Here is a 17,092-nt window from a genome sequence, read left to right as displayed (position 1 = left end):
TCTAAAGTAGAATATAAACCAGTCAAATATACTAATAAAATTATTATGATTTTAATTACAGGGAGCCAATGTCACTGCTAATCCACCCTGTGAGGTTTCTCGATATTTGGCATTCATATCTTTACCAGTTTGATACATCGTTTCAATAATGTTATCCAATGATACGGCTGGGTGTGTTGTCCGTCGCATTGCCATTCTGGCAGAATTAACAGCCTTAACAGCAGAAATAGCATTTCTTTCGATACATGGGACTTGTACCAGTCCAGCAACAGGATCACATGTTAACCCCAAATGATGTTCCATCGCGATTTCAGCAGCAATACAAACTTGAACTGCACTGCCCCCAATCAGTTCTGTTAATCCGGCCGCTGCCATAGAGCAAGCAACCCCGACCTCGCCTTGGCAACCAACCTCTGCCCCGGAGATAGAAGCATTTTGTTGATATAACCCTCCAATCACACCAGAGGTTAAAAAAAAGCGAACATACATCTCATCCGTTAAAGGTTCAACAAATCGATCATAATATTCTAATACCGCAGGAATAATCCCACAGGCTCCATTGGTTGGCGCAGTAACCACACGTCCACCCGCAGCATTTTCTTCACTGACTGCCAAGGCAAACATATTAATCCAATCTAAACCAACCATAAGATCATTTGACCATTTATTTTGTGCCATTAAAATACGATTTAACAACGGTGCGCGACGAGATATTTTAATCGGGCCAGGCAATAATCCATCCGTTTTTTGACCGCGTTCAATTGCTTTATGCATTACCTTACCAACACCAACAAAATAGCTTTCAATTTCTTCTTTGTTCCGATAAGCAAGTTCATTTTTCATAACTATTGTTGAGATTGGCAAAGAAAGCTCTTCACAATATCCGAGTAAAGTTTTAGCAGAATCTATAGGGTATGGAACATTCATATTATCAATAACAGGATGATGGAATTCTTGCTCTGAAACAATTCTTCCCCCTCCGACAGAATAATATGTTTGTTGCTCAAGAATTTCTTGTTTATTGAAAGCCGTTATGGTCAGTGCATTTTCATGTAAGGGTAAAAATTGCTCGTTGAAAATAAGATCATTTTCTATTGAAAAAGGGATTACATATTTACCCTGATAAATAGAAAGCTTTTGTGTACTTTTGATTATATTAATATATATTTCAATTTGATCGATATCAACTTTATCAGGTTCCTCGCCCATCAATCCTAATATAACAGCAATATCAGTTTTATGTCCTTTGCCTGTTAAGGAGAGTGAACCATACAAATCGACTTTCATTCTTGTTATTTTATTCATTAAATTAAGCTGTATTACAGAATCAATAAAACGTTTGGCTGCTATCATAGGGCCTACTGTATGCGAACTAGAAGGCCCAATACCGATCTTATAAATATCAACAACACTTTTCATTTTATTTTCCTTCAACTTTAGCAAACAAAATAATATTTTATTTTTTAAATAATAGTATAAACATGTATAAATTATCGAGAGCACATAAAATATATAAAATAATTCAAACAGTTTATCTATGATATGAGTATCTATCTAATATTCTTTTGTTTGCAATTCGCTCTATATAAATAAGTTATAGACAGCTGCTGAAATAGCAATACATCCCATAATAACAATAAAGATATTGCTTAATTTACCTCTATATTTTGTCAAAGAAGGGATTGTGTGAATAGCATACATCGGCATAAGGAATAAAATCATAGCCAATACAGGTCCGCCAATAGATTCAATCATTCCTAAAATGCTAGGATTTAATGTAGCGATAATCCATGCTGTAACAAACATAAAAATCAAAGCAAATTTGTTTAATGTCTTCTCCTTTGCACTCATTCCAAAATAGTGCATTGATTTTAGAACAACGCCGTTAAACCCTTCCCTAGCCCCAAGATAATGCCCTAAAAATGATTTAGAAATTGCAACAAAAGCAACAATGGGTGCAACCCAATCCAAGAATGGTGTTTGAAAATGATTGGCAAGATAGGAAAGAATAGAAATATTATCCGCTTTAGCTTGCTCTAAATTAGCAGGGCTTAAGCAAAGCGCACAACTAAATACAAAAAACAATACAGTAACAACCATCATAATATTACTATATTGAATAATCTTTGAACATTTTTTTTCAGCAAATTCCCCGTATTCTTTACGCTTTGCAACAGCTAATGAGGATATAATTGGTGAATGATTAAATGAGAAAACCGCAACAGGAATAATCAACCATAAAGTAACTATAAGTCCCTTACCACCTGCTTGAGTAGCACCAGATAAACTCACATTTTGAAAAATATCCCCCGTCCATTGTGGGATCAAATATAAAGCTATTACCATTAAAACGGCCACAAATGGATAAACCAACGTGGACATTACCCGAACAATTAAATTTTCGCCAAATTGGACAATTAAAATCAAAAAACTAATTAAAATAAAAGAAATAATTATTCTTGACGGTGGCGTCATATGTAATTGATTTTCAATAAAGCTAATCACGGTATTTGTAATACTGACACTATACACAAGCAAAATAGGATAAATTGCTAAAAAGTATAATAGAGTGATAAGAAAACCCATTTTTTTACCAAACTGCTCTTCGACTACTTTGGTAATATCATCGTTGAAAGATGCAGTTCCAGACAGCACAAATCGACATAGTGCACGATGTGCGTAATAAGTCATCGGAAAGGCAAGTACAGCTAAAACTAATAGAGGAATTAATCCCCCTGCTGCGGCATTGATAGGTAAAAACAATACCCCTGCCCCAATCGCAGTTCCATAAAGACTGAGCATCCAAATAGTGTCAGAAGAACGCCATTTGGGCATTTCACTCGAAATGTTTTTTTCCATATTTTATTACTCAAAATTAAAGAACGAATTTTTCTAATATTTAATTCGAAATCTGCAAGAACCAAATAAAATTTATCTATATTTAATATAATTAAAACTATAATTTACATATTGAGCTTCGTGCAATATGTAAATTATGGTTATCAGGTAAATTGATTGAATATTATAGTAAAAAAAAACCTGCTATATCATTAATGATGAATATAACAGGTTTTATTAATTAGCTTAAAATTCGCATGAAAAACTTTAAATTAATCATCTTTTTTCTTTGATTATGTTACTATAAAGGTAAGCACTTTGCTTTATAGTGCGTTTTTGTGTTTGCCAGTCAACATAAATCATACCAAATCTTGATTTATAACCACTAAACCACTCTAAATTATCGTGACTTGACCAAACCATATATCCATCTATGTTTGAACCACGTTGCATGGATAATATCATTGCTTCAATATGTAACTGAATATAATTAGAACGTTTTGTATCTTCTACTTTACCATTGATCAGTTGGTCTTCACCCGGGAAACCAGCACCATTTTCTGTAATAAGAACTGTGGGGTTACCATATTCCGTACGAATTCGATCTAATAGTGCAGTTAATTGATCAGGGCGAACTGGTCCATTAAAAGCTGCATCTTGCCCAACTGGAATAAAGGTTTCTGGATTATATCCAGGACCTTTCCCATGACGAACATAGTTAGGTGCATAAAAATTGATACCTAAAAATTCAAATTGCGCATTCTGAATAGTTTTAGCATCTTCAGCTTGAACTCCAATATCTATATTCATGCTTTTTACCAGCGATAAAATATCTTCTGGATATTGACCTTTATAAATCGCATCAAGAAACCATCTATTAAGCACACCATCGGCAATTTTTGCATCAGCTTTATCAGCAGCACTCGCATTTGTATCCGTAAGAATTGGACTCAAAGGCAAAGCCATACCTAAACGTCCTTTATACCCACCAGCACGGAAAGATTCTTTAGCTTTTGCTGCGGCTAACAAAATATGATTATAGGATTTAAGCGAAACCTCCATAGTTTCAGAAGTCGCTATAACTGGTAACGCAGTATTGTCAAAATTACCTGCCAAATAACGTTTTGCAAGAATATTTTGTGCAACTTCAACAGAAGGTTCGTTAATCAAGACGAAATCCTGTATCAAATCTGAGAAATGCGTAAATATAATTTGTGCATAATAATTAAACCAATCAATAGAGTCTCTGTTCTCCCAGCCCCCTTTGTTTGCAAGAGCCAGAGGCATATCCCAATGATATAATGTAACCAAAGAGCTAATACCTGCTGCTTTTAAATCAGCAATAAACCTGCGGTAATGTTCAACTGCTTTCATATTAACAGGCCCTAGACCATCGGGAATAATACGGGGCCATGAAATTGAAAAGCGATAGCAATTGATTTTAACTTTCTTTAACAGTTGAATATCCTCAAGATATTGATTTCTATCATAAAAATTAATAGAAACATCACCCGTTACACCCAGTCCACCCAGTTGTTTTTCATTTAAATAATAGTCCCAAATAGATTTGCCACGACCTTCTTCGTTGACACAACCTTCAACTTGGTAAGCTGCTGAAGCGGCTCCCCATAAAAACCCTTTTTTGATTTTGAAATTTGAATTAGTGGAACATCTATTTTGATAAATATTTGTATTAAATTGATTTTCCATTTTAATTACCTTTTTTGTAAAAAAATCAAAGTATAATTAAATATAATTTGATTAAAAATTTATTAAATATAATAATAATTGATAATATAAAGAAATATATACTTATAATTCTTTATATTTAATATTATATACCTTTTTTTATATTAAATAAATACTAATTCATTCCAATATCAAAATATATATTTATATATACTATTTTATTACTTTTAAAAAAAAACTATACTCTATAAAGAAATAATTATTTTCAGATTAGTAAAAAAAAATCCAGTAAGCTCTATGAGCAAACTGGATTTAAAAAAATTTGTAAATAACTCTGTTTATTCGACAGTTACTGACTTAGCCAAATTTCTGGGTTGATCTACATCCGTTCCTTTGAGTAAAGCAGCTTCATAAGCCAACATTTGCACAGGAACCGTGTAAAGCGGCGGTGTAACAAAAGAATGCACTGTAGGAAGCACAACGATTTGCTCTGCAATATTTTTTACCCGCTCAGCACCTTTGGCGTCAGTAAATATCAAAATACGTCCACCTCTGGCTTTAGCTTCTTGCAAGTTCGACAAAGTTTTTTCAAATAAAGGCCCTGATGGTAAAAGAGAAATGACAGGCACGGTATTATCAATTAACGCAATAGGCCCATGTTTCATCTCCCCAGCAGCATATGCATCGGCATGAATATAAGAGATTTCTTTAAGTTTTAAAGCGCCTTCCATCGCTACGGGGAACATAATCCCACGGCCTAAATAAATAACACTTTGAACCTGAGAAATAATGTGCGCCATTTTTTGGATTTGTTCTTGCATTTGCAAGATTTCTGCCACGCGGCTAGGCAAATCTAATAAAGCGGTTAAACATTCATCTGCATATTCAGAAGAAATTGTCCCGCGTTCTTGCCCCATTACCAAAGTTAAACACGCAAGCACCGTTAATTGCGCTGTAAACGCTTTTGTCGAAGCAACCGCAATTTCAACCCCAGCATCCATTCCTAACACCACGTCACTCTCACGAGCCATGGAGCTATGTTCGTTATTTAACACAGAAATGATTTTTTGCCCTGCTTGTTTTAAAGCACGAAGTGCTGCAAGTGTATCAGCAGTTTCTCCAGATTGTGAAACTAATAATCCCATACCCCCTTGATCAAAAGGAGGATTGCGATAACGCATTTCACTAGCAACATCCAAGTCAATAGGCAGGCGTGCAATTTCTTCTAACCAATAACGCCCAATAACCCCAGCATAAAATGCTGAACCACATGCGGTAATAATACCACGTTTAAGGTTTTTAATATCAAACGGCAACTCTGGAAGTTCTATTTTATGCGTGACAGGATTAACAAAGCGACGCAAGGTTTGACCAATGACAACTGGATGCTCATGGAGTTCTTTTTCCATATAATGACGATAGCCATCTTTACCAATAGCGCCTGCCATCAATGCTGTGGTTTGTACAGGACATTCCACAGTCGAACCATCCATATCAAAAAATTCAGCACCTTTATGAGACAAAACTGTCCACACACCATCAGGCATATAAGCGATTTTGCGGGTCATGGGGGCTACCGCCAAACTGTCAGAACCCAAATACATTTCATCTTCACCAAAACCGACTACCAAAGGGGCACCATGTCGGGCACCAATCATGATATTTTCGTCAGATGCAAAAATCATTGCAATTGCATATGCCCCCTCAAGTCTTTGCAATGTTGCATATGCTGCTTCTTTGGGTGTTTTTCCTTGTTTCAAATGATAATCAACCATCTGAACAATGGTTTCACTGTCAGTTTCACTATTAAAAACCTGACCAAGTTCAATCAGCTCTTGCTTTAACTCTTCATGGTTTTCAATGATTCCATTATGAACAACGGCAACATTTTCAGTTGCATGAGGATGCGCATTATTTTCCGTCGGTGCACCATGAGTTGCCCAGCGTGTATGTCCAATCCCAGTAAGACCAGGTAAAGGTTCACCATCCACACGCTTTACAAGATTATCAAGCTTTCCTGAGGCTCTTCTTCTGCCGATATGGCCATTTTCAATGGTTGCAACTCCAGCGGAATCATATCCCCGATATTCTAAACGACGCAGAGCTTCGATAATGGTAGGTACGGCGGGCTGTTTTCCTAAAATCCCAACAATTCCACACATAGATTTAATCTCCTAGTTTTCTTGACGCTCTATTTCGCCGTTTTGTTTTTATTGACTTGGCGCGCTCTGCCAAAAGCCAAGGTATTCTCTGGTACATCTTCGGTGATAACACTGCCCGCGGCAATTAAACTTTTATTACCAATTTCTACAGGTGCCACTAAAATCGTATCCGATCCAATAAAGGCTTCTTCACCAATAATCGTTTTGTGCTTGTGCACGCCATCATAATTACATGTAATCGTTCCTGCGCCTATATTCGTTTTACGACCGACTTCGGTATCGCCAAGATAGGTTAAATGATTAACCTTAGCACCCTCACCTAGTATCGTTGCTTTTAATTCTACAAAATTACCCACATGGGCATCTTGTCCAATCACAGCCGCAGGACGCAATCGGGCATAAGGGCCAATGATTGCCCCCTTTTTTACCTCACATCCTTCTAAATGACTAAAAGAACGAATTTCAACCCCTGAATGTACATGAACATTAGGACCAATCACCACATGTGGATAGATTATAACATCCTCATCCAAAACCGTATCTGCTGACAAAAATACTGTTTCAGGAGCAATCATTGTTACGCCATTATCCATTGCTTTTTTTCGCAGTTTCTTTTGGACGATATGTTCTGCGATGGCTAGCTCGGATTTAGAATTAATCCCACTTAATTCATCCTCTGATGCGCGAAGTGCTTTGATACGCCGACCCTCTTGCACAGCAACAGCAACAGCATCTACAAGATAATATTCTCGCTTACTATTTTTATTCTCTATTTGATGCAGCCAATATTTGAAGGATTTAACTTTTGCGCACAAAACACCTGCATTACAAAGATGATTTTTCTTTTCTTTTTCAGTAGCATCAGCAGTTTCAACTATACGTCGAACCCAACCATTTTTTTCAATCACACGACCATAAGATTTAGGATCAACACATTCCATAGCCATTAAAACCATGTCAACCCCATGCTGTTGTTGACATTCCAGTATATTTCGTAACGTTTTTTGACTAACTAGTGGATTATCCGCATAAAGAATAGTGACAGTGCCTTTGCCAAAATAAGGTTCGGCTTGCATTGCCGCATGAGCAGTACCCAATCGATCCTTTTGCACCACAACCTGATGAGGGGCTGCAAGAGCTGCCACTTCATCCATCTCAGGACCAATGACAACAACTACTTTATCAAATATTTTCTCCACATTATCCAACAGATAACGCAGCATTGGTTTTCCAGCCAAAGGATGCATAGCCTTGGGTTTAGAAGACCTCATACGGGTTCCCATGCCTGCGGCTAAAATAACCGCAACAGATTCTTGTAAAATATTTGTGGATTTACTCATAACTCGCCATAATAATAAATTCGTAATATCTTTATATTTATAACCAATTTTATAACTTTAGAAAGGGAAAAATAATGTCTTATATTTCCAATCCCGTAATTGTGTTCGACATGGACGGTACTCTAATCGACAGCTTACCTGATTTAGCCAACAGTGCACGTTTCTTGATGAAAGAATATGACCTTCCCTCAGTCACAGACCAAGATGTGCGTTTAATGATTGGTGATGGTATGAGGGTGTTGGTTGAAAGATTGTTTGCCTTTGCTGGAGACAAAGCTTCAGCGATTAATTTTGAAGAAGCCATGGATCATTTTATTGCCTATTACATGGATCACTCTACTGAATATTCCAAACCTTTTGACGGTGCAGTGCAGGCTATGGAAGAATTTAAAAAACGTGGCTGGAAAATTGCCCTTTGCACAAACAAAATCACCAAAGCTGCCGAACAAATCTTAGTTCAACTCAAGATTGATCATTTTTTCGATGCTGTAGGTGGTGGGGATTTATTCGCTGATAAAAAACCCAATGCATGCCATTTAGAAGGCATCATGAAAATGCTTAACGCAGATCCTGCAAAAACAGTAATGGTTGGGGATCATATCAACGATATCCTCGTCGCTAAAAATGCCAAAATTGCAGGGAGTATTTTCGCAGCATGGGGGTATGGAAAACCTGTGTTAGGCCAACAAGCAACGCGAAGTGCACATTCTATTTCAAAATTACCTGATTTGGCAGAAAGTATTATAATCAAGTAATATAATGAAATAGGGTTTGTAGGAGGGGATTATGCAAAATATTAAATTATATAGTTGTGCAGAATTATGGAAAGTATTTAAAGAAGGGCTTCAACAGGATTTAACGCTACATAATTTACATGTAGAAAATTCCTCCATACTAGCAAAAATTGAAGGATATGAATTTAATTTTTCTTATATTTTAAAAGAATGTAATAGAAATATTAATGTTAATTATTCTGATTTCGAGAAATTATATAGTGATTTAAAAAGCTACAAATATGATAATGAAAGGCTATCTCTATATTCTGATATATATTTAGAGGAAGCAATTTTTCTTCCTGATGTTTATTCTTTTATGGTCGATGCTAAATTTCCTATAACTATAAAAAATATAAACATAAATAACAAATATACAATAACTATAGATCGCGCTTCACAAAAATACGGTCTTATGACGCTTGATCTTTATAATAAAGCTCAAGAAAAGAACAAATCACGTGATATTAGTGTATTTTTATTCTTTAGTTTGTTTAACTTTTATAATGCCCCTGAAAATCTCGATATCAATTCTTTGCTTAAAGGTTTTTATTTTACAATAACTATTAAAATAGAGGCAGAAAATTCTAAAACTCTTGAAGAACTTAAACAATTATCAGAATCTGCTATATTTCAATTAATGCTAAAATCCAATATTGGATGTGAATATTATTTTACTTCAGATTCTTTACTTAATCCAAATAAGTTAAATTATAAATATTGGACTTTAAAAAGTGCTCTTGAACCACCTAAACGTATTTATCAAAAACATATTCTTGATTATTATCGCCTTGCTTTATCATCACGTGAACCTTTTTCTCAATATCTTTCTTATTATCATATTGCAGAGTATTTTCTAGATGAAGTCTTTAACCAAAATCTACGAAAACAATTCCAAAATAAAATAACTAGTCCTCATTTTGATAGTAAAGATGATAAAGAGTTAAATAAAATCATTAATTTTATAAAAAAAGAAATAAAAAATTGCAAGGAAAATGGGCAAGGAAATGAGTTAGAATCATTAAAGTTAGTTCTAACTAAATTTATTGAAATAGATGAGCTACAAGAAAAACTGACATCTGAACAAATTGAATATTATCAACAAAATAAAATCAAATTTAGTAACGCCCCCACAATTTCGTTTAAAGATAAGCAAAATTTTTATACTCACCTGGCACAACGCATCTATAAAACACGCAATGCCTTGGTGCATAGTAAAGATAATGACAAAGAACGTTATAAACCCTATCAAGACAGCGAAGAGTTAAGTAAAGAAATCCCATTAATCAAGCTGGTGGCCGAGCAAGTGATTATTAATTCATCAACCCCCTTATAATCTCCATTAATTTTCTGTATTTATGTATTTGAACTTATTTATTTCAAATGACCCACATAGTCATAGACACGACAAATGACATATAATTTGAACTTTAAAACAATTTTTTCCTTGTTTCTGATTGGAATCATAGGCGGGTGTGTTGGTATCGGCTTAACGTTGCTGATGCATTTCTTGCAACATATTACTTTTGATGCGCCGATTGATGCAATGATGCCTTTTCGAGTGATGGTTGAAGATGCTTCTCCGCTAAGACGTGTATTGGCTTTGCTAGCTTGTGGTTTAATTGGTGGGGTTGGTTGGTTTTGTATTCATCGATATGGTCAACCTTTGGTTGATATTAAAACGGCTGTACTAAACAAAGACAAAAACCTTCCTTTCCTAACAACCTTTTTTCACTCCTTATTGCAAATCATCACCGTAGCAATGGGATCACCTTTGGGGCGCGAAGTTGCCCCTCGAGAAATGACAGCGACTTTTGCTACGCAATGGATAGGAATATGCCATTTTTCCGATGAAGAACGAAAAATACTCTTGGCTTGTGCCTCGGGTGCTGGGTTGGCAGCCGTTTATAATGTGCCATTGGCTGCTATGGTCTTTACCTTGGAAACCTTATTGCTCAGTTGGAGCATTACTTCGGTTATCTCTGCTTTTATTTGTTGTAGTACAGCAGTCTTTATAGTGCGTATTGGCCTTGGGGACTTAGTGCAATATCCCATAGAGTATTTAAGATTTAACGAATATTTGGTCTTTTGGGCGGTTATAGCGGGGCCCATCATTGGTATAACAGTGTTTTTATTTGATAAAAGCATTAAATGGCTACCTAAATTACCTAAATCAAACCCAATTATGATTTTAATATCAATTGGTGCTTTTGGGTTGATTGGTATTCTATCGATTAAATTTCCAGAAATCCTTGGTAATGGTAAGGCTGCAAATCAACTTACTTTTACCTCTGATATTAGCTTAAATTATGCAATAGGACTATTTTCTACTAAGTGGACAGCTATTCTATTGGCAATGGTTGCAGGAGCTTATGGTGGACGTATTACCCCCAGTATGATGCTTGGTGGAGCGCTGGGGTTTATTACAGCATGTTTATGGAACATAGCTTTACCAAATATTCCAATGTCCAGTTCAGCAATTATTGCCGCAGCTGTTTTTTTAGGAATAGCTCAAAAAATGCCATTAACTTCAGCACTCTTTATGATTGAGTTATCTCGCTTTTCTCCTGCCTATTTTTATCCAATTTGTTTATGTTTTGCGACCGCTTTACCAACTTATTATTTTATTCAAAATAAGCTGACCAACATAGCTTAACTATCTGTTAAAATTCACTTAGTGACTTGAATTTTTCTCAATACGCCTGTCACAATTCCCATTTTAGGATTTTTAAAATCAAATCTAGCGGGCAAATAGCCAATACCCTCAATATCCTTGAACCATATTGAGCCTGGCTGTTGTTGCGAAAGCAAAACACGATTCTTAGAATGTGTTTTAAAACCACCCACTTGTTGAGCTGTTGCTCTACATAATATTGCTTTGCCTTTATAAGGGCTGGTCCATGTTGAGGGCATCTCGCTTTCCCCGACGCTTTGACTATGAAAAGTAAAAGAGCGTAAACCATCCAATAAATTAAATTGACTATCACATTTTCCTGTAGTTCTAACGTGATAAATCAAATCAGCCATCGCACTTAATATATCCAGGCTATGTGTTTGTTGTGCTGGAGTTAAAGCGTCCCTGTCATCACCACGTGCTGGTTCAAGTGTTGTTATGTCAGTTTTAGTTCCATAATTTGAATTCATTACTAGCTTGAACTGACCATTTTTATCTTTACCTATGGATTGATACGTTCCAGGAAAAGCATGACCATTTTTAAAAACACCATCAACAGTAGCATTCGTATCTAAACTAAAAACAAGGCTAGCCATCCCTGCCGAGGCAAAGTTTGCTTTCACTTTATAAGTTGTTGCCGATAATTCATAATCTGCCTTCATTGTAATAACATGCAAGCCTTTATTATAGATATCATAAACCAATCTTATAGATTGGTTTTTACCACTAGATACTTCTTGTGCATAAACCACACTGCATAAAGTCAAGCTATACAAAGATGCCACACTCATTACTTTTAAAAACCGCTGTATCATTCAAAGACCTTCAATCATAAGATGGAATTTAGAATAATATAAAAGAATTATGGCATTATATAGGTTAGTTTATTTTTAAATTTTATAATTAATATGGATAGAAATTAAATTACTCTATCCATATTTAAAAGAGAACAACTTTAAACGTTTAATACCCCTGTATCAAAAGCCTCTGCATGAATATTTTTAGCAGGAACCCCTAAATTTTTAAGATCTTTGGCTCGCTCTTGCATAAATTCTGTTGGACCACAGAGATAATATTGAGCATCAGGAATAATCGTCTCTTTGACTGTATTTAAATCTACTCTGCCAATATAATCATATTGTTCATCTTGAGCTTCTGGTTCAGAGTAAAACATAATTCTTTTCATATGATCATTTTTTTGAATGATATCGTTAATTTGATCATACATTGCGAGTGTTTTACTATTACGTGTACCATGAATAAATGAAACTGGCCGTTGAGTTTGATGTTCTGATAAGTAAGTAAGCATAGAAACCATAGGAGTAATACCGACGCCTGCGCTAATTAAAAAAACTGGCTTATCACTTTTTTCATCCAAGAAAAATTCTCCACCAGGAGGTGCCAAATCGATCACATCCCCTTCGTTGTAATTTTTGTGTAAAACATTGGATACGTGACCTGCAGGACTATAGGCATTACCATCTTCACGTTTTACAGAAATACGATAAGCGTCCGCACCTGGTGCATTAGATAATGTATATTGACGAGGTTGTATTAAATCCCATTCTGGAACATAAACACGAACAGAAATATATTGACCGGGATGAAATTCAGGAACCTTTCCATGATCAACAGGTTTTAAATAAAATGAAGTAATCTGATCTGTTTCAGCTATTTTCTTAACAATTTTAAAGCTTCTCCAACCAGTCCAGGATCCTTCTTGAACAAGATCATTATAAAGCTTTGTTTCCATCTCAATTAATAAATTAGCAAGTTGCTCGTAAGCTTTGCCCCAAGCGTCGATTAATTCGTCTGTTGCTCCTTCCCCTAAAACCTCTTTAATTGAAGCCAGTAAATGTTTTCCAACAATGGGGTAATGTTCTGCACGTATACCTAAACTTACATGTTTATTAGCAATATGAACTAAGGCTCCTTGTAAAACGGTTGGATTATCAATATTTTGTGCATATGCCAATACAGCACCAGCTAACGCATGTTGTTGTTTACCAGCCTCTTGATGACCCCGATTAAATACTTGTTTTAATTCTGGATTTTGAGCAAACATTCTTTCATAAAAATGGGATGTCAACGCAACACCATGTTCAGCCAATACTGGAACTGTGGCTTTTATAATAGATTTTTGGTTTTCCGTGAGCATAAAAACAACCTCTCAACAAACTATAGAAACTAAAATGCAAATAAAGTACATCTTATTGAATATTATAACTATGAAAAGCTTCGAAGCATTCTTTTCCTTTAAAGATATAAAAAATATACATCTTTAAAATTAAAAGTAAACTATTTTGTACATCTTTAAGTATTTTTTTATAAGCCTAATATTTTTTTTGCTTTGTAAACAATGACTTCTGTATCATCCAAAGGTCCTGTGTTCCAAATTTCAAAACGACCATAAAACAATTTGACTCGTTTTTGCTGCTGCATAGACTGGATAAACAAAGAAATTCTTTTAGATTTTCCTGGTAATGATATGATCATTACAGGAACAGAAGTTGCGACAGCTTCTGAAACCATAGAAACACTATCCATTGTTACCAAGATTAAATCAGCACATGCTAGCAACCCTAAATAAGGGTTCTCACCTATTCCATCCCAAATAAAAGCACCTAATGGAGTTAGTATTGCTTTAAATACATCAATAGCTTGAGGATCTGTGCGTCGCGAAGGCGTCAAAGCAATAGTAACATTCTCTGTTATAATCAACGCTGCTAATTGATTAGCAATCTGCCTCGCTTCATTCAGCCCAAGAGTAAAACGTCCATTGTTTCCACCTATTAATACTGAAACCAAAGGTTTTTTATAATTTTTGAAAAAAGGAGCCCATTTATCCTTACTTTCAGCCAAGAGTTGCGGCGAAATATGGTGCAAAGCCGTTCTTGAAATAAGGATATTTTTCCCCTCAAGCCGATCATGAGGGTTTACAATTACCAAATCAAATTTATTAGGCGAGATCCTAGGGTTTTGAATATGTATTGCTGGGCGCTCTGAATTGCGAAGCGCTGCATTAATAACCCCACCTACACTGCCTACACTAATTATAATTTCACTTGGCTCTATATGAAAAGGCTTTACCGACTTTAATGGAAAAGGCCAATATGGTGCTGAAATAAAACTCCAAGGCCTTTTAGGTGTTAAACTGCATAATTGTTTTTGATACCCTGCACGTTCCGCAAAACCAAAAGCTTGAGATTTCATTCCTGCGAAATCTTCTGTTAAAATAGTTGCTTTTGCCATAATCTTTTGACCTTATGGTGACTTATCGAGTTTATTCGTAATTTCATTAATCAGATGCTCTGCGAGCTCTTTCCACTCTTGATCAGCGTCGTGCTTTTTGCGAGATATAGGAAAATTAAGCTGTAAAATTTGATCTAACCCTTTAGCAATTTCATTTATGGTGGGCTCACAAATAAAAACTAGATCCAAATCTTCTTTTTTAAATTGCTCGGCTAAACCGCCTACATTAGTAATTAAAATAGGTTTACCAAATGCCAATGCTGTTGCTGCAATACCGCTTTGGCTTGCTTCTCTATATGGCAAAATAACAACGTCAGCCCATTGCATTAACTCCGCAATCTCTTCCTCTGGCACCCATCTATTTTCAACTGAAACGTTATCTCTTGCATTTAATCGATCTAATAAAGGATTTTGGGGGCCATGACCAACAATACGCAAGCGGTAAGCTTTTGAACTAGATACATGATCCAAAGCTTCTTCTAACAGGTCCAATCCTTTATACAATAACAGACGTCCAAAATTCAGAAGCTTAATTTCTGTTCCAGACACACTTTGTTGACTATTGTTTATTTTATAAGAAAAGGGTGGATGCCACCCCTCTATAATTTGAGACGTTGGTACGTAATCAACAGCAAGTAATTGCTTATAAATATATTTTGAGAAAGTAACAGTTAATCTTGATTTTTTAATCAAGATTTTTTGTAAAAAATGCTGAAATAAATATCCATCCCCAGGATGTGGGTGAACATCATGTACAACAACTACGTACGGAATATGTAACAATCGTAGTGTTATCGCCATAATTAAGTCCATAGGCCCAGGCATGGTACAAATGGCTATATTAATTTTATTTATTTTAATAAATTTAAACAAAGATGCAATTATTAAAGGGGCTTGTAAAATACGACATATATACCCCCAAATAGAAGAATATGTTTTTACAGGTAAATCAACAACCAAATTATTAGCTTTTATAACAATTTCAGCTTGGGTTGATAAAGATAAATATGTGTTAATACCAGGAATTGACGTAACTGCTTTAGAAAATTCAACAGCAGTCTTAGGCCCAGCACCGCGACGTCCCCATTGCCATATCAACATATTAAGAGGTTTTTTCATCCTTTATTAATTACCGCACCTATGGCGGATAACCCCTTTATCAAAGACTGTGAATTAAATTGCTCTTTAGCTCTTTTACATGCAACTTTACCTAATTCAAAACGATAATGCGGATTTAAGACCAAATTTTGTATCGCTTGTGCAGCAATACCACAATCAGGCTCTGCCCAATATGCATTCGAAAACTGATATACACTTCGTGAATCTTGCACAGGGATTAATCTATAATCAACAGGAACTCCACAAGATTCATCAATAAATTCTTCTGTTGCAGACCAATTTGTAGAAATAACAGCTTTACCACACAACATAGCTTCAGCGGGTACCAACCCAAACCCTTCACTGCGATGTAACGATAAAATAATATCAGAATATTTAAATAAAGCTTGATTTTCAACTGCTGATAAAACATGTTTAATAACAACAATATTATCACGATCTTGTATCATATTCATAATTTTCGCCATATCATCATGATAATATTCCGCATAGGTAATTTTTAGTACTAGAGCTATGTTTTTAACATGCTCATATACTTTAAGGAATGCTGAAATTGCTCCAATAGGGTTTTTTCTGGCAAAACTTGATGATAAATTAAAAGAAACTAAAATAATAATTTTGTTTTCTGGCAAACCTAACGCCTGACGACTAATATTTTCTACTGGATATGTAATACGATCAGCAATAGGATGAGGAACCACTCGAATTATTTTATTAAATTGCTTAGCCCATTTCTCCATAGACTTTGCGACAAATTTCGAAGGCACCCAAATTTCATGAACAAACTGAAAGCCCACTATCCAGTCTTTTGGTAATACTTCAAGTTCCCAAGCCCAATAACCAATAATTTTTCGATTTTTAATATATTTTCTGGGTAACGAAAGCAACGCATAGGGAATTTGAGGAGAATTAATATGTAAGATCAATGGAGCATGTAAATATTTTGATAATAATTGAGCAGATTTTTTATATCGTGCCATTGAAAATGAATAAGGTGAAACATCAAGTAAATGAGCGTCAATGTGATGCTTTTTTAAAGCCTGATGCATAACCCGTGCACCTTCTCCAAGCCCAGAAGCACGAGTAACCTCACCACCAATGATAACTACTGAATCAACTGGTGGGGATGGTGTTATTGACGGAGCTATACACCCCCCAAACCTAGCCAAACCATAGCGGCGACTAGATGGAGGGAACATACGCCATAACTGATGTAATGGCTTAATCAGCAGTCATACTCCGTCT

At 35.5% G+C, this 17,092-nt stretch carries 13 protein-coding genes; 3 read left to right on the top strand and 10 right to left on the bottom strand.

Annotated elements, in window-relative coordinates:
* Nucleotides 1-51: 51 nt before the first annotated feature.
* The 5 genes from COMX_RS03175 to glmU form a co-directional block, all read right to left on the bottom strand.
* Nucleotides 52-1,419, bottom strand: coding sequence for an L-serine ammonia-lyase (locus COMX_RS03175; RefSeq protein ID WP_034336891.1), 1,368 nt, complete (start codon nucleotides 1,417-1,419; stop codon nucleotides 52-54).
* A gap of 162 nt (nucleotides 1,420-1,581) precedes the next feature.
* A complete protein-coding gene (locus COMX_RS03170; RefSeq protein ID WP_034336888.1) occupies nucleotides 1,582-2,859 on the bottom strand; it encodes an HAAAP family serine/threonine permease in 1,278 nt (425 codons plus the stop codon).
* Nucleotides 2,860-3,114: 255 nt separating this feature from the next.
* The gene (locus tag COMX_RS03165) at nucleotides 3,115-4,548 is read right to left on the bottom strand and encodes a glycoside hydrolase family 1 protein (RefSeq protein WP_051461826.1); all 1,434 of its coding nucleotides are present in this window, start codon (nucleotides 4,546-4,548) and stop codon (nucleotides 3,115-3,117) included.
* A 317-nt stretch (nucleotides 4,549-4,865) separates the two neighbouring features.
* The gene (gene glmS, locus COMX_RS03160) at nucleotides 4,866-6,689 is read right to left on the bottom strand and encodes a glutamine--fructose-6-phosphate transaminase (isomerizing) (RefSeq protein ID WP_034336884.1); all 1,824 of its coding nucleotides are present in this window, start codon (nucleotides 6,687-6,689) and stop codon (nucleotides 4,866-4,868) included.
* 29 nt (nucleotides 6,690-6,718) lie between these two features.
* Nucleotides 6,719-8,029, bottom strand: a complete 1,311-nt coding sequence (gene glmU / locus COMX_RS03155) for a bifunctional UDP-N-acetylglucosamine diphosphorylase/glucosamine-1-phosphate N-acetyltransferase GlmU (protein WP_034336880.1) — start codon at nucleotides 8,027-8,029, stop codon at nucleotides 6,719-6,721.
* Between the two features lie 74 nt (nucleotides 8,030-8,103).
* On the opposite strand from glmU, the gene COMX_RS03150 reads away from it, so the two are divergent.
* The 3 genes from COMX_RS03150 to COMX_RS03140 all read left to right on the top strand — a co-directional run bounded on the left by COMX_RS03150 (nucleotide 8,104) and on the right by COMX_RS03140 (nucleotide 11,458).
* Nucleotides 8,104-8,784 (top strand): HAD family hydrolase, encoded by a 681-nt coding sequence (locus tag COMX_RS03150; protein ID WP_034336878.1) that lies wholly within the window; start codon nucleotides 8,104-8,106, stop codon nucleotides 8,782-8,784.
* A 31-nt stretch (nucleotides 8,785-8,815) separates the two neighbouring features.
* The gene (locus COMX_RS10570; RefSeq protein ID WP_051461825.1) at nucleotides 8,816-10,138 is read left to right on the top strand and encodes a hypothetical protein; all 1,323 of its coding nucleotides are present in this window, start codon (nucleotides 8,816-8,818) and stop codon (nucleotides 10,136-10,138) included.
* A gap of 75 nt (nucleotides 10,139-10,213) precedes the next feature.
* On the top strand, nucleotides 10,214-11,458 hold the full coding sequence (locus COMX_RS03140; protein WP_034336875.1) for a chloride channel protein: 1,245 nt from the start codon (nucleotides 10,214-10,216) through the stop codon (nucleotides 11,456-11,458).
* A gap of 14 nt (nucleotides 11,459-11,472) precedes the next feature.
* On the opposite strand, the gene COMX_RS03135 is transcribed toward COMX_RS03140, so the two are convergent.
* From COMX_RS03135 to COMX_RS03115, 5 genes are all read right to left on the bottom strand, one after another.
* A complete protein-coding gene (locus tag COMX_RS03135; protein ID WP_034336872.1) occupies nucleotides 11,473-12,291 on the bottom strand; it encodes a DUF3108 domain-containing protein in 819 nt (272 codons plus the stop codon).
* A 140-nt stretch (nucleotides 12,292-12,431) separates the two neighbouring features.
* Nucleotides 12,432-13,634, bottom strand: coding sequence for an NO-inducible flavohemoprotein (hmpA, locus tag COMX_RS03130; protein WP_034336869.1), 1,203 nt, complete (start codon nucleotides 13,632-13,634; stop codon nucleotides 12,432-12,434).
* A 167-nt stretch (nucleotides 13,635-13,801) separates the two neighbouring features.
* A complete protein-coding gene (locus COMX_RS03125) occupies nucleotides 13,802-14,728 on the bottom strand; it encodes a mitochondrial fission ELM1 family protein (RefSeq protein ID WP_034336866.1) in 927 nt (308 codons plus the stop codon).
* Nucleotides 14,729-14,740: 12 nt separating this feature from the next.
* Nucleotides 14,741-15,847 carry a glycosyltransferase gene (locus tag COMX_RS03120; RefSeq protein WP_034336864.1) on the bottom strand — a complete coding sequence of 369 codons (1,107 nt, stop codon included), beginning with the start codon at nucleotides 15,845-15,847 and terminating at the stop codon, nucleotides 14,741-14,743.
* On the bottom strand, nucleotides 15,844-17,046 hold the full coding sequence (locus COMX_RS03115; protein ID WP_051461824.1) for a glycosyltransferase family 4 protein: 1,203 nt from the start codon (nucleotides 17,044-17,046) through the stop codon (nucleotides 15,844-15,846). Before COMX_RS03115 ends, COMX_RS03120 begins: the two co-directional genes overlap by 4 nt.
* Between the last annotated feature and the right edge of the window lie 46 nt (nucleotides 17,047-17,092).

It is taken from the genome of Commensalibacter papalotli (ex Servin-Garciduenas et al. 2014), from assembly GCF_000527695.1.
Taxonomy (GTDB): Bacteria; Pseudomonadota; Alphaproteobacteria; order Acetobacterales; family Acetobacteraceae; genus Commensalibacter; species Commensalibacter papalotli.
This window is presented reverse-complemented; position numbering and strand designations above follow the sequence as displayed.

Bases quoted from the DNA above. Each gene is read 5' to 3' on its own strand.
- COMX_RS03175 (WP_034336891.1), bottom strand. From the start codon at position 1,419: ATGAAAAGTGTTGTTGATATTTATAAGATCGGTATTGGGCCTTCTAGT.
- COMX_RS03170 (WP_034336888.1), bottom strand. From the start codon at position 2,859: ATGGAAAAAAACATTTCGAGTGAAATGCCCAAATGGCGTTCTTCTGAC.
- COMX_RS03165 (WP_051461826.1), bottom strand. From the start codon at position 4,548: ATGGAAAATCAATTTAATACAAATATTTATCAAAATAGATGTTCCACT.
- glmS (WP_034336884.1), bottom strand. From the start codon at position 6,689: ATGTGTGGAATTGTTGGGATTTTAGGAAAACAGCCCGCCGTACCTACC.
- glmU (WP_034336880.1), bottom strand. From the start codon at position 8,029: ATGAGTAAATCCACAAATATTTTACAAGAATCTGTTGCGGTTATTTTA.
- COMX_RS03150 (WP_034336878.1), top strand. From the start codon at position 8,104: ATGTCTTATATTTCCAATCCCGTAATTGTGTTCGACATGGACGGTACT.
- COMX_RS10570 (WP_051461825.1), top strand. From the start codon at position 8,816: ATGCAAAATATTAAATTATATAGTTGTGCAGAATTATGGAAAGTATTT.
- COMX_RS03140 (WP_034336875.1), top strand. From the start codon at position 10,214: ATGACATATAATTTGAACTTTAAAACAATTTTTTCCTTGTTTCTGATT.
- COMX_RS03135 (WP_034336872.1), bottom strand. From the start codon at position 12,291: ATGATACAGCGGTTTTTAAAAGTAATGAGTGTGGCATCTTTGTATAGC.
- hmpA (WP_034336869.1), bottom strand. From the start codon at position 13,634: ATGCTCACGGAAAACCAAAAATCTATTATAAAAGCCACAGTTCCAGTA.
- COMX_RS03125 (WP_034336866.1), bottom strand. From the start codon at position 14,728: ATGGCAAAAGCAACTATTTTAACAGAAGATTTCGCAGGAATGAAATCT.
- COMX_RS03120 (WP_034336864.1), bottom strand. From the start codon at position 15,847: ATGAAAAAACCTCTTAATATGTTGATATGGCAATGGGGACGTCGCGGT.
- COMX_RS03115 (WP_051461824.1), bottom strand. From the start codon at position 17,046: ATGTTCCCTCCATCTAGTCGCCGCTATGGTTTGGCTAGGTTTGGGGGG.